Origin of the sequence: Porphyromonas sp. oral taxon 278 str. W7784, assembly GCF_000467855.2 — a bacterium.
Classification (GTDB): Bacteria; Bacteroidota; Bacteroidia; order Bacteroidales; family Porphyromonadaceae; genus Porphyromonas.
The window spans coordinates 78,369-91,056 of sequence record NZ_KI259241.1; the positions used below are offsets into that span (position 1 = coordinate 78,369).

Annotated in this window: 11 protein-coding genes and 2 pseudogenes; all 13 read left to right on the forward strand. The window is 57.0% G+C overall.

The window, feature by feature from the left end:
- The first annotated feature begins 145 nt into the window (after nt 1-145).
- The 13 genes and pseudogenes from dapA to HMPREF1556_RS05570 all read left to right on the forward strand — a co-directional run bounded on the left by dapA (nt 146) and on the right by HMPREF1556_RS05570 (nt 12,637).
- Entirely contained in the window at nt 146-1,063 is a 918-nt protein-coding gene (gene dapA, locus HMPREF1556_RS05515) for a 4-hydroxy-tetrahydrodipicolinate synthase (RefSeq protein WP_044125289.1), read from the forward strand.
- 11 nt (nt 1,064-1,074) lie between these two features.
- Entirely contained in the window at nt 1,075-1,728 is a 654-nt protein-coding gene (locus HMPREF1556_RS05520) for a YigZ family protein (protein WP_021667357.1), read from the forward strand.
- Nucleotides 1,718-3,238 carry a lipopolysaccharide biosynthesis protein gene (locus HMPREF1556_RS05525; protein WP_021667358.1) on the forward strand — a complete coding sequence of 507 codons (1,521 nt, stop codon included), beginning with the start codon at nt 1,718-1,720 and terminating at the stop codon, nt 3,236-3,238. Before HMPREF1556_RS05520 ends, HMPREF1556_RS05525 begins: the two co-directional genes overlap by 11 nt.
- 65 nt (nt 3,239-3,303) lie before the next feature.
- The gene (locus HMPREF1556_RS05530) at nt 3,304-3,792 is read left to right on the forward strand and encodes an SPOR domain-containing protein (protein WP_021667359.1); all 489 of its coding nucleotides are present in this window, start codon (nt 3,304-3,306) and stop codon (nt 3,790-3,792) included.
- Nucleotides 3,793-3,829: 37 nt separating this feature from the next.
- Nucleotides 3,830-4,849: a UDP-N-acetylmuramate dehydrogenase gene (gene murB / locus HMPREF1556_RS05535; RefSeq protein WP_021667360.1), complete on the forward strand. Its 1,020-nt coding sequence runs from the start codon at nt 3,830-3,832 to the stop codon at nt 4,847-4,849.
- A 388-nt stretch (nt 4,850-5,237) separates the two neighbouring features.
- Nucleotides 5,238-5,909, forward strand: a pseudogene (locus HMPREF1556_RS08950) (MBL fold metallo-hydrolase); the annotation flags it as partial.
- A gap of 99 nt (nt 5,910-6,008) precedes the next feature.
- Entirely contained in the window at nt 6,009-6,737 is a 729-nt protein-coding gene (gene lipB, locus HMPREF1556_RS08955; protein WP_044125311.1) for a lipoyl(octanoyl) transferase LipB, read from the forward strand.
- 48 nt (nt 6,738-6,785) lie between these two features.
- A pseudogene (locus tag HMPREF1556_RS08855) lies at nt 6,786-7,175 on the forward strand (DUF2721 domain-containing protein); the annotation flags it as partial.
- Between the two features lie 1,171 nt (nt 7,176-8,346).
- A complete protein-coding gene (locus tag HMPREF1556_RS05550; protein ID WP_021667363.1) occupies nt 8,347-9,105 on the forward strand; it encodes a 16S rRNA (uracil(1498)-N(3))-methyltransferase in 759 nt (252 codons plus the stop codon).
- A 25-nt stretch (nt 9,106-9,130) separates the two neighbouring features.
- Nucleotides 9,131-10,996, forward strand: a complete 1,866-nt coding sequence (locus tag HMPREF1556_RS05555; protein ID WP_021667364.1) for an HMGL-like protein — start codon at nt 9,131-9,133, stop codon at nt 10,994-10,996.
- A 486-nt stretch (nt 10,997-11,482) separates the two neighbouring features.
- Nucleotides 11,483-11,971, forward strand: a complete 489-nt coding sequence (locus HMPREF1556_RS05560) for a hypothetical protein (RefSeq protein WP_157047519.1) — start codon at nt 11,483-11,485, stop codon at nt 11,969-11,971.
- Nucleotides 11,968-12,450, forward strand: a complete 483-nt coding sequence (locus HMPREF1556_RS05565) for an N-acetylmuramoyl-L-alanine amidase (RefSeq protein WP_021667368.1) — start codon at nt 11,968-11,970, stop codon at nt 12,448-12,450. The genes HMPREF1556_RS05560 and HMPREF1556_RS05565 overlap by 4 nt, the downstream gene beginning before the upstream one ends.
- Complete coding sequence (locus HMPREF1556_RS05570; RefSeq protein ID WP_021667369.1) at nt 12,440-12,637, forward strand: hypothetical protein; 198 nt, start codon at nt 12,440-12,442, stop codon at nt 12,635-12,637. Before HMPREF1556_RS05565 ends, HMPREF1556_RS05570 begins: the two co-directional genes overlap by 11 nt.
- Nucleotides 12,638-12,688 lie beyond the last annotated feature (51 nt).

The window sequence follows — 12,688 nt, forward strand, 5'->3', positions numbered from 1 at the left end:
TTTTTGACGACCTACCGTAGGGTCCTTTTTCGCCTCCTGAGGAGTCGATCGGGAGACGACGCTGGAGCCCTGCGGACAACGTGCATAAAATCACTAACTTTGCCCTCGGGACATCCCCCTATTTATGGTTGTAGAAGAGTAAGCTATGAGTAAGCATCCCTTTCGTGGCATGGGCGTGGCACTGGTCACCCCCTTCACCGAACAAGAAGAGGTAGACTACAAGAGCCTTGAGCGGCTCCTTGAGCATCTCCTGCGTGACCAAGTCACAGACTTCATCGTCATCCACGGCACTACAGGCGAATCCCCTTGTCTGACTCGTCAGGAGCGGGACGAGGTGATCAAGCACGTCATCCGGCAGGTAGCAGGGCGCTGTCCTCTGATGGTCGGTCTCGGAGGGAACAATACCCGAGAGATCGGCGAACGTATCAGCGAACTCGACCCAACAGGACTCTCCGGTATCCTCTCCGTAGTGCCCTACTACAACAAGCCCTCGCAGGAAGGCATGTACCGCCACTTCGCCCACCTGGCCGAGCGTAGCCCGCTACCGATCGTCCTATATAATGTCCCTGGGCGTGTGGGCGTCAACATGGCTCCTAGCACTGCCGTACGCCTAGCCCGTGACTTCGACAACATCATCGGGATCAAGGAGGCTTCAGGCTTCCCCCAGCAGGCAGAGCAGATCACTTCGTGCGAACTCCCAGAGGACTTCGTCGTCCTCTCGGGCGATGATGCCCTCACCGTCCCCTTCATCCAGAACGGTGCTCAGGGAGTGATCTCCGTCGTGGGCAATGCTTATCCCCGCCTCTTCTCCCATCTGACTCATCTGGCTATGGAGGGACGCCTCAACGAGGCCGACATGATCCAGACCGAGATGCGACAGATCAATACGCAGCTCTTCCAAGAGGGCAACCCCGTCGGGATCAAGGCACTGCTCTACCTGATGCGTCTGATCGATAGCAATCAGCTTCGCCTCCCCCTCGTCTCCGCTAGCCCCGAACTAATGGAGCGTCTCGATGCGACACGTAAGGCTCTGGATGCCTACTCTGCTCAGCTCTTCTCTTAGCCACTGAAGTCTTGAGCACGACGAGACCTAGCGAAGCCGAAGAAGCGCAGTCTGACAGCTATTGGACTCTTGCTGAGCCCTCCGAAGCTGAGTACTCGGAGAAGCGAAGTAAGTTCCTCGCCTTTGCCTACCCCGTCACTACGGAGGAGGAGGCACTAGCTCGTGTGGCGGAGCTTCGAGCGAAGTACTACGATGCCCGGCACGTCTGCTGGGCTTATCGCCTTGGACCTACAGGTGAGCCCTACCGAGCCAATGATGACGGAGAGCCTTCGGGCACAGCAGGCAAACCCATACATGGTATACTTGTCTCCCAAGGACTGACCGAAGTCATCATCCTGGTAGTGCGCTACTTCGGAGGAGTCAAGCTCGGGACGAGCGGACTCATCGAAGCCTACCGTGAAGCCGCTCTGGCAGCCCTCGAAGACGCCCCTCGCAAAGAATGTATCCTTCAGGAGCGCCTCAGCGTCTCCTTCCCCTACGAACTAATGGGCCCCGTGATGCGCCAAGTCAAGGAGACCGAGGCAAGAGTCCTCCTCCAAGACTTCAGAGAGTCCTGCCTCCTCGAGCTCGAGATACGAGCAGGTCGCCTCGACGAACTATACACCCGCCTGGAGCGCATCTACGGCGTCGAACTAAAATCAGAAACAGCAACGAATGGAAGATAACGACCAGAAACCTCAGGAGCACCTAGGTGAGATCCCCGAGGATATAGCGACACTCAAAGGGAAGTCCGTCTCGGGCTTCGGTTGGGCTACCGTCCAGCAACTCCTAGGACGTCTGACGACCTTCTCCGTCAACCTCGTCCTAGCCCGCCTCCTCGTCCCCGAGGACTTCGGTGTCGTAGCGGTGCTCAACATCTTCATCGCAATATCTATGGCTCTAGCCGATGCCGGCTTTGCTTCCTCATTAGCACGCACCGAGCATCTGGATGAAGAAGACACCTCTACGGTATTCTACTTTACAGCTACCATGGGGCTCATACTCTATGGGATATTCTTTGTCACAGCCCCTTGGATCGCAGACTACTTCCACAACCCACTCCTAACGGATGTCCTGAGAGTCTTGGCTCTAAGCTTCGTCATCTATGCACCAGGGAATGTCCCAGGCATCCTGATCTGGCGCAAGATGAAATTTCGCCAAGAGGTCTATATACAGATCCTACAAGGCCTAATCAGCGGAGGCGTGGGGATCATCATGGCTCTGTGTGGCTTCCGCTACTGGTCTCTTGTAGCTTTAGCCATCGTAAATGCAACCGTACGAGTAGCACTACTCTTCTACTTCTCTGGCTGGTATCCCAAGCTCATCTTTAGCAAGGAGCGCCTCAAACATCATTTTGCATTTGGCTCTAGGATGGCCATCTCCAAGATCATTGTCGCAGCCTATGACAATCTGACCTTAGCGGTGATTGGTCGTAACTTCTCTACGCGAACCCTAGGACTGTATAATAATGCGAACTCGCTCTATGTCGTCCCTGTGGCAACCATGGCAGACCCGATCTACAAGGTGACCTACCCCGTCCTAGTGAAGATGCAGAAGGACCCTGAGAGACTCAGAGCCGGGTATCGTCGCATGATCCGCCTACTCTTCCAGCTCTCCTGCCCTGTGATGATCATGCTTATCGCCCTCTCCACCCCTCTATATCACTTCCTCTATGGAGACAAGTGGATGGAGGCCGCTCCCTTCTTCCAGATCCTCTGTATCTGTGGTGTCCTCTATCCAATCAACTCATATAACTCGAACATTCTTGAGGTAACTGGTCGTAGTGACTTACATCTCCGTCTTGAGGTGGCACGTCGCATCATTGGAGTTATAGCAATCTTCACTGGTCTACTCTTTGGGGTATACGGCCTCTTATGGAGCTCCGTAATCATCCAGGTCATCTATCTCTACATCAACACTTACTACTCTGGACGAATCATCAACTACCCACTGAGGCAACAGCTAGCCGAGCTCATCCCATTTGCTCTGATGGCAGCAGCTGCAGGAGCCATAGTTTGGGCTCTGGATAACATGCTACTATCTAGTTTGGCTGACTTTTGGCGTTTATCCTTGGGGAGCGTGGTGATGGGAGTAGTATATCTACTCTTGGCCTACCTCTTCACTCGTGAAGATCTGCTCTATGTGTGGAGACTCATCCTCCATCATGTCCTGCGCCGTCCCGCCCATCAGTCCTAATTATTTGTTACCTTTGTAGATAATAGTCTACATTGGACGACGTCCATAATCACAGAAAGAGAATTATGAAGAAGATTATCTTGGCCTCTTTTGCCCTGATCGCAGCCGTATCACTGAGCTCTTGCGGATCGAAGAAGAAGAGTGCTTATCGCAAGGCCTACGAGCAGGCCAAGCAGCGTGAGATCGCCACCCAAGACTCTAAGTCTACGGTACAGTATGAAGCTCCCGCCACCACTGCTCCAGAGAGACCTGCCGTCCCTGTGACTGTGCGCAAGGAGCGTGTCACCACCTATCAGGGCGAAGATGCTACCCGTCTCAAGCGCTTCAGCGTAGTCGTCGGGAGCTTCCAGAATCCTACCAACGCTCGCAACCTCAAGGATCGCATGGTACAGGCTGGCTACAACGCTGTCCTCGCTACCAACGACGCTGGTATGCTACGCGTCATCGTATCGAGCTTCGACTCCAGAGCAGAAGCTGTAGCAAGCCGTGAAGCTATCAAGGCTCGCTTCGCTCCTGACTTCAAGGATGCTTGGCTCCTAGAGAACGACAACTAAGACAAGGAGCCCCATACGGGCTACACCATATCCACATATGGAGATACTACAGAACTACTCGCTACGCACGCTCAACACCTTCGGCATCGATGCCCAGGCAGACTGGTTCATCCCCTTCACCAGCATCGAAGACCTACAGCTCCTGAGCCGTGATGAGTACTTCCAAGAGTGTCGCTGTATCACCATTGGCGAGGGGAGCAATCTGCTCTTCCTCGCCAATTTTCATGGGATAGTCCTGCACTCCAAGATCCTCGGTAGGCAAGTCGTCGCCGAGACAGAGGAGACGGTAGACATGCTCGTAGGGTCGGGTGTCCACTGGGATGACCTAGTGGCAGAGCTGGTCGACCTAGCTCTGTACGGCGTGGAGAATCTCTCCCTCATCCCCGGGCAAGTAGGTGCTGCTGCCATCCAGAATATCGGTGCCTACGGAGCAGAAGTAAGCCAGGTCATCCAAGAGGTGCACACGGTGAATCGTCGCTCGGGTGAGGTACGTCACTTCTCAAACCAGGAGTGTAACTACAGCTACCGGCACAGCATCTTCAAGGAGCCCGAGTGGGCAGACTACATCGTCACACACGTCGTACTACGCCTCTCGAAGAAGCCTACGCTTCACCTCGACTATGCGGATCTTCGTGAGCGGGTCACAGCGCACACCGCCGAGCCGACAGCTAGCGAAGTACGCAGAGAGGTCATCCGCATTCGCCAAGAGAAGCTACCTGACCCTAAGACCCTAGGTAATGCAGGGAGCTTCTTCATGAACCCCATCATCTCCTCCGAAGCCTTTGCCGAGCTACTGAAGGCACACCCCAATGCGCCCCACTATCTCCTCGAGGATGGTCGAGTCAAAGTCCCTGCGGGCTGGCTCATCGACCGCTGTGGTCTCAAGGGCTATCGCCTCGGGCATGCAGGAGTCTACGAGAAGCAGGCTCTTGTCCTAGTCAATGCCGATGGTGAAGCCACAGGCCAAGACATCGCTCGTCTAGCAGAGTATATCCAGGGAGAAGTACAGCAGCGCTTCGGGATACGCATCGAGCCTGAAGTCCGGTACATCTCCTAAGCTCTCTCCGACACATCCCCTAAGCACCTTCTGGCACATCCCTTCCGAACCTTTAGGCAGGTAGCTCAAGAGGTCTCTAGTGGACTTTCCTAGAGCTTTCAAGGCTGAATTCTTCGGGAAGCCCTAGGAAACTCCGCAAGGAGGTCAATCGGAGAGCGAGGAGGAGAGATGACGCTCTACTAGCAAGCACTCCCCCCGAGCACATCAGTCATCCTCCCTCGTACCGCATAGGATGCACCTCGCCCTCCGGCTTATTGAATCAAGTCGCTCGCTCTAGGCTTTTCATCCCTTCTCCTTGACGCCTATTCTCCCTCATTATCCTCTCTCCTCCCTAGGCTTCAGCATCGAGAGACGCTAAGCTCACTGGGAAGAGCTCCCCACATCACTTATGAAGGTTATTCTTCTCGGCACGGGCACCAGCACGGGCATCCCCGAAGTTGGCTGTGGCTGTCCTGTATGCCATAGTGCTGATCCTCGTGACCGTCGTCTACGCACCTCTGCTCTGGTCATCACTGACTCGGGGCATAGGATCCTCATCGACTGCGGTCCTGACTTCCACTACCAAGCGACACGGCTGGGGATCGATCGAATCGATGCGATCCTGCTGACTCATGAGCACTACGATCACACGTTTGGGCTCGATGATGTCCGTACCATCGCTTGGAGGGAAGACATCCCCATCTACGGGCAACAGCGAGTCCTTGACTCTGTGAAGGCTCGCATGCACTACGTCTTCAGTCCCAATCCTTATCCAGGGACCCCTCGCTTCAAGCTCCACCCTATCGAGGAAGGTGTAGACGCCTCCTTCGAACTCTTCGGAGAACGGGTGACTCCGATTTCGCTCGCACATGGGGCTCTGCCCATCGTCGGCTATCGGATCGGACCGCTGAGCTACATCACGGACATGAAGACCATCGAGCTGGAGGAGTGGGCTAAGGTCAGTGGCTCCCAGCTCCTGGTCATCAATGCTCTCCGCTACCAGCGTCCGCACCCGAGCCACCAGTCGATCCAAGACGTCGAGCGTCTCCTGCCCCGTCTCTCTGAGCGTCCTGAGCTGACCCTCCTGACGCATCTCTCCCATCACGCTCCTTCGCACGCACAGATCTCGGCCCTCCTGCCTACAGATCTCCAGCCCGCCTATGACTTCGAATATATCGAGGTGGACGAGGCGGGGGTACGTGTCCTCCCGCTCCCTGCTTACCGAGAGCCCTACACCTATCGGGATCTCGGACGTATCGCCTATGCTGAGGCTTGGGCCCTGCAGAAGGAGCTCTTCGAAGCACAGCTCGACGCCAAGCACGAAGGGCGGGCGACGGAGAGCTTCCTCCTCTTCTGCGAGCACAATCCTGTCTTCACTATGGGCAAGCACGCAGATGAGGCGAACATGCTGATGAGCGAAGACTTCCTCCGTGAGCACGGCTATGATTTCTTCTCCGTCGAGCGAGGGGGTGACGTCACCTACCACGGTCCTGGGCAGATCACTGGCTACCCGATCCTCGATCTGGAGCAGTTCGGCCTCGGGCTCAAGGCGTACATTGACCTGCTGGAGCAGTCCGTCATCGAGCTCCTGCGCTTCTACCGCATCGACTCGACGCTCAAGGCTGGTGCTACGGGTGTCTGGCTCGACGTGGGTGACCCCGTGAAGGAGCGCAAGATCTGCGCCATCGGAGTCAAGAGCAGTCGCTACGTGACGATGCATGGCTTTGCACTCAATGTCAATACCGATCTAGCGCCCTTCCACCTGATCAACCCCTGTGGCTTCAAGGATGGCAAGGTGACCTCGATCGCTGAGGAGCTAGGCAAGGAAGTGGATATGACCGTCGCCAAGCACATGCTGGCCTCGATCCTCCACCGCCGTCTTGCGGAGCTCCTACCTCCCCGCTTTTAATTTCCCCTATCATTTGACCTCACTTATTGATCATATCCTATGACCGTAATGACTGAGCTTAATCTGACGACGCCGTCACTACTCTTCTCGGCGATCTCGTTGATCCTGCTCGCCTACACCAACCGCTTCCTCTCCTACGCCTCGATCGTACGCAACCTCCAGGAGCGCTACGAGAATAACCCCGATGCCGAGGGTACCTCGCTCAAGCAGATCGAGAACCTCTACCTCCGCCTCAAGCTCATCCGTGCGATGCAGATCCTCGGGGCAGGGAGTCTACTAGCATGCCTCGGGGCGATGTTCCTCTTCTACATCGTGTGGGATGTCCTAGCCGGCATCGTCTTCGGCTTCGGGATGATCCTACTTGCCCTCTCGCTCTGCGTGTGCATCTGGGAGATCCAGATCTCGGTCAAGGCGCTCAACCTCAACCTTCATTCGCTCCGCCGGGAGTATGGCGTCTCGCTCCGTCAGCGCCCTGACGAAGAGACCCTACTGAGGGAGAAGTCCAAGGGCAAGAAAAAGAAGAAGAAGGACAAAGACAAGGATAAGGAAGCCTCTGATCAGGTAGTCGCTCCCGCCCCAGCACAGCCCCAGCAACCCCGCCAGAATCAGGGACAGAACCAGGGCCAAGGACAGGGTCGTCAGCGCAACAATCAACCTGCAGAAGGCTCTGCCGACAAGCGTGAAGAGCGCTCCGATCGTCAGCCACGTCAGCAGGGTCGAGGTGAGCGCCCCGCCCAGCGTGACGAGCGTACCGACCGCCAACCTCGGGGTGAACGTCCAGCTCAAGAACAGCGCTCTCAGGAAGGTCGTGAGCAAGGTGCTCGCAATAATCCCCGCCGTCAGCGCCCCGAGCGTAGCGAAGAAGCCAGCCCCAGCACGGGCGAAGAGTCCGCAGTAGAAGCTCCAGCCCAGCAGCGTGCCCCCCGAGGTGAGTCGGGTCAGGAGCGTCGCCAGCGTCCCGAGCGTACGGATCGTGGCGAAGGTCGTCGTGCCCCCGAAGCTTCTTCGAGTCCAGCACGTAGCGTAGAGCACCCCGAGCGGGAAGCTCTTCCCCGGCCCAGCGAGACTCCCGTGAGCCGTCCCGCCGAGCCCGCCACGGAGCCAGCACAGCGCACCGAGCTCCCCGCCGTCAGGATCAGCCAGCCTGCCAGCATGGCGGAGAGCCGTCCTGCCCGACCCATGAGCTACGAAGAGGCGGTAGCACGCCAGCGTGAAGCTCAGGAGAATACTCAGCAGGCACCCTCGAGCGCTCGTTCGCACAGCGACGAAGGGCAGGAATAGCCCCCTTCCCCCGAGCCAAACCCTTTGGTTTTGACCTCAAGCGAGGCCCCTCTCCCCCAGTGGACAGAGGGGCCTCGCTTTCGTTTGTCCGAAAGCCCTTCTCCAGACCCGCATAACCAGCGGGTTTGGAAGGCCTCCTTAGGACCCTACCGTGGATCGCCTCAGCGACCCACGGTAGGTCGTCGAGACGACCCACAGTAGGTCGCAGAGGCGACCTACCGTAGGTTTCTCCGACGCTCATCCGAAGAGATTCGTTCGCTCGCCCCTGATTCTTCGGTTTTTCACCGTAAAAAGAGTAACTTTGATACGAGGAAACAACGATGCACGAATGAAAGACCTACCCCTCTTCTATGCCCCTCACCTTCGTGAAGACCTACAGCTCCCCGAGGGCGAAGCGCAGCATGCCCTACGCGTCCTACGTGCGCAGGTGGGTGACGAATTTCTTGTCACCGACGGGCAGGGTACACTCTTTGAGACCCGAGTCACGGGCATAGATCGTCGGCATTGTCTCCTGAGCATCCTCCACGAAGAGCCTTGGCAGAAGTACTGGCGAGGCACTTGGAGCGTGGCCATCGCCCCGACGAAGAGTCTGGATCGTATCGAATGGATGCTAGAGAAGATGGTCGAAGTAGGTCTCGATGAGATCTTCCTCATCAAGACCAAGCACTCCGAGCGCAAGCATACCAGCGCCGACCGCCTAGAGCGGATCATCCAGAGTGCCATGAAGCAGTCACACAAGGCGCTCCTGCCTACCCTCACCACCGACCTATCCTTCTCCTCCCTCCTCGAGGCTACCTCCGACTACGACCTTCGCCTCTTGGCGCACTGTCGTGAGGGGCTCTCCCCCGAGCGCACGACCATCGACCGAGTCTTCCGTCCGGAGTCGAAGATCCTCCTGATGATCGGACCCGAAGGGGACTTCTCCGTCGAAGAGATCCAGAGCGCCGTAGCCTCCGGATGCCAGCCCATCACCCTCGGCTCGAGTCGCCTACGCACCGAGACCGCCGGACTCATCGGTCTGCAGTGGCTACATACCCTCGACATGATCGGCCACGCCCACCCCTCTGCTAAGCAACCAACAAAATAGTACCCTCATTCAATCACTCACTCTTATGGAACAGAGAGAAATCAAACTAAGCCTTATCTACCGAGATATGTGGCAGTCTTCGGGGAAGTACCAGCCCCGTAAGGATCAGCTTGAGCGTATCGCTCCCGTCTTAGTCGAGATGGGTTGCTTTGCCCGTGTCGAGACTAATGGTGGCGCCTTCGAGCAGGTCAACCTCCTCTACGGCGAGAACCCCAACAAGGCCGTACGTGCCTTCACCAAGCCCCTCAACGAAGCCGGTATCCAGACACACATGCTCGACCGTGGGCTCAACGGGCTACGCATGTTCCCCGTACCTGCCGACGTACGTCGCCTGATGTACAAGGTCAAGAAGGCACAGGGCGTCGATATCACACGTATCTTCGACGGGCTCAATGACCCCCGCAACGTCATCCCCTCCATCCACTACGCTAAGGAAGCTGGGATGATCCCTCAGGCTACCCTCTGTATCACGCACTCCCCAGTGCATACGGTCGAGTACTACGCTGACCTGGCGGACCAGTTCATCGCTGCTGGCGCTCCTGAGATCTGCCTCAAGGACATGGCAGGTATCGGTCGCCCTCGCTTCCTCGGTCGCCTAGTCAAGGCCATCAAGACCAAGCACCCCGAAGTCATCATCGAGTATCACGGTCACTCAGGTCCTGGCTTCTCTGTAGCCTCGATGCTCGAGGTGTGTGACAATGGGGCTGACGTCATCGACGTAGCTATGGAACCACTCTCTTGGGGTAAGATCCACCCAGACGTCATCACCATCCGTGAGATGCTCATCGACGCTGGCTACAAGGTGGCTGAGATCAACATGGACGCCTACATGAAGGCTCGTGCCCTCACGCAGGAGTTCATCGATGACTTCCTCGGTTACTTCATCAACCCCTCTAACCTCCTGACCTCGTCCCTACTCGTCGGCTGCGGTCTGCCTGGTGGTATGATGGGCTCGATGATGGCTGACCTCAAGGGCGTACACGCAGGGATCAACATGCACCTGCGCAAGAAGGGCGAACCCGAACTAAGCGTAGATGACCTGCTCGTCCGCCTCTTCGACGAAGTGGCTTATGTATGGCCACGTCTGGGCTATCCCCCACTCGTCACCCCCTTCAGCCAGTATGTGAAGAACGTCGCTCTGATGAACGTCTACAACCTCACCATCGGGAAGGGTCGCTGGGAAGCTATCGACAACAATACCTGGGGTATGATCCTAGGGAAGTCTGGTCGTCTACCAGGCAAGCTCGATCAGGAGATCATTGATCTAGCGAAGGAAAAGGGCTTCGAATTCACCACCGAAGACCCACAGCTCAACTACCCCGATGCGCTGGATAAGTTCCGTGCAGAGATGAAGGAGAACGGCTGGGAGCTCGGTGAAGACGACGAAGAACTCTTCGAATTCGCCATGCACGAAGCTCAGTACCGTGACTACAAGAGCGGGGCTGCTAAGGAACGCTTCCAGGCAGAGCTCGACAAGGCTAAGACCGATGCCCTCATCAAGAAGGGCTATAGCGCCGAAGATGCTCAGAAGGTAAAGCGTCAGGGCACCGAACCTATCCAGGCTCCTGCCTCTGGTCAGATCATCTGGGAGATCGACCCCGATGACTACTCTACCGCTCCTGCTGTAGGTACCGCCATCAAGACAGGCGAACCTCTCTGCTACATCCAGACTACGGCCGGCTACTTCGAACCTGTGATCTCCAACTTCACCGGTCGCCTCGCTGAGGTCGTGGCTCAGGGTGCTAACATCCGTAAGGGTGAAGCTCTAGCCTACGTCCGCCCAGCAGAGAAGGAAGAGCTCTTCGTCGAAGACGAACCTGCACGCCTACGCCGTGTAGAGCGCATCGAAGAAGTGCGCCACGTCATCCGTGCTCGTCGCGCTACCAAGTAAGCACGCACCACTAAGGGACGCCTAAGGCGCCCCACCTCTACGCCACGAGGGCTACACTCGGAGTCAATTCGCTCCAGTGTAGCCCTCGTCATATATATGTACCAGACCTCGCAATCCTCCCCCGATAGCTTCAGCTAATTCCTCTCCTCCGCTTGAGTCTAGACTTAGCGACGCTAGAGCCCACACCTTGCATAGCCTTCCCCTCTACCTTATATAATAGGATGCCCCCACAGCCTCCTAGGAGCTCGGTAGGCCTCTTCTGTAGGTTGCCGAGGTTCTTCCCCAGATACCCGCTTAACGACCTTCCCTAGCTCACCGAAGTAACGCACCCAAGATAGCGACAGCGAAGAGCCGTTAAGGGACAATTAAGGACTATATAGTCCACCGCCTCGCACGTGCGCACGTACCTTTGCATTGCAGCCCCAGAGCAGGGGCTACCCCTCCCATGAGAGCGAGGGTTTATACTCCTATATACTCTATATGATCATGCCCACAAGCCAACTTATCCCTCAGGGCTTCGCTTGTGCTCTTCTCCTCAGCCCGTGCCTCAGCTGTAGTCCTAGCTACCGACAGCAGACACACCAAACTCACACCGCAGAGAGCACCCACCAGCAAGTAGCGACCCACACCCACTTCACCCACCGAGACGATAGCCTCGAGCTGGAGGTGAGCGAGGAACTTCACTTCGTCCCCCTCCCCAGCGACAGCCTTCCTCCTACCCCACTTCGCTCGCTCCTTCCACGGGAGAAGGGATGGAGCCTCCACTACTACAGCAAGCAGGTCGCACGGCACCAAGGTAGCCGACACGAAGCTACCGACGAGCACCAGCAAGCGAAGGTAACCCAGCATCAAGAGCAGGTAGGACGCTCCACCACGAGCGCTAGAGGTGGATTCAGACGTATCCTCCTCCAGGTCCTTCTCTCCCTCAGCCTACTTCTCGGAGTAGGCTACATCTACAGGAGGGCACAGCGATGAGAGCCGAAGCCATCCGCTACATCGTCTTGCACTGTAGCGCCACTCGATCTGACCGCCCCTACTCACCCGAAGCCCTAAAGCGAGACCATCGTGCTCGGGGCTTCCACGGGGCAGGCTACCACTTCTACATCCGTCAGTCAGGCACGATTATTCCCCTACGTCCCCTCCACCAGATAGGGGCGCACGTGAGAGGATACAACAGCTGTAGCTGGGGCGTCTGCTACGAAGGTGGCCTTGATCCCAACGGGAAAGCTACGGACACCCGTACCGAGGCGCAGAAGGTAGCCCTTCGCCAGCTCCTAGTCCAGCTCAAGGCTCTAGCTCCTCAAGCCGAGATCGTAGGTCACCGCGACCTCAGCCCTGACCGCAACGGGGATGGACACATTGACTCCTCCGAATGGATCAAGCTCTGTCCCTGCTTCGACGCACGCACCGAATACAAGTATCTCACCTCACCAACCACTCCCCATGGAAAGTAAAAGCCCCAAGGCCACCCTACAGCTCTGGATCGCCTCTGTCCTCTGCCTCTTCGGACTCGCCCTCCTCGGTGTCGCCTTCTTCACGCCCCCACCTGGGGAGATTCACTCCAGTGTCCTCGTAGCCTACGGCGAGGTGATGACCTTCGCCGGCGCCCTCTTCGGCATCGACTACCACTATCGGAAGTAATCGCCCTTGCCCTTTCCCCACTCTTACCTCTCCATCGCCCTAGGGTATCAC

Bases quoted from the DNA above. Each gene is read 5' to 3' on its own strand.
- dapA (WP_044125289.1), top strand. From the start codon at position 146: ATGAGTAAGCATCCCTTTCGTGGCATGGGCGTGGCACTGGTCACCCCC.
- HMPREF1556_RS05525 (WP_021667358.1), top strand. From the start codon at position 1,718: ATGGAAGATAACGACCAGAAACCTCAGGAGCACCTAGGTGAGATCCCC.
- HMPREF1556_RS05530 (WP_021667359.1), top strand. From the start codon at position 3,304: ATGAAGAAGATTATCTTGGCCTCTTTTGCCCTGATCGCAGCCGTATCA.
- murB (WP_021667360.1), top strand. From the start codon at position 3,830: ATGGAGATACTACAGAACTACTCGCTACGCACGCTCAACACCTTCGGC.
- HMPREF1556_RS05550 (WP_021667363.1), top strand. From the start codon at position 8,347: ATGAAAGACCTACCCCTCTTCTATGCCCCTCACCTTCGTGAAGACCTA.
- HMPREF1556_RS05555 (WP_021667364.1), top strand. From the start codon at position 9,131: ATGGAACAGAGAGAAATCAAACTAAGCCTTATCTACCGAGATATGTGG.
- HMPREF1556_RS05560 (WP_157047519.1), top strand. From the start codon at position 11,483: ATGCCCACAAGCCAACTTATCCCTCAGGGCTTCGCTTGTGCTCTTCTC.
- HMPREF1556_RS05565 (WP_021667368.1), top strand. From the start codon at position 11,968: ATGAGAGCCGAAGCCATCCGCTACATCGTCTTGCACTGTAGCGCCACT.
- HMPREF1556_RS05570 (WP_021667369.1), top strand. From the start codon at position 12,440: ATGGAAAGTAAAAGCCCCAAGGCCACCCTACAGCTCTGGATCGCCTCT.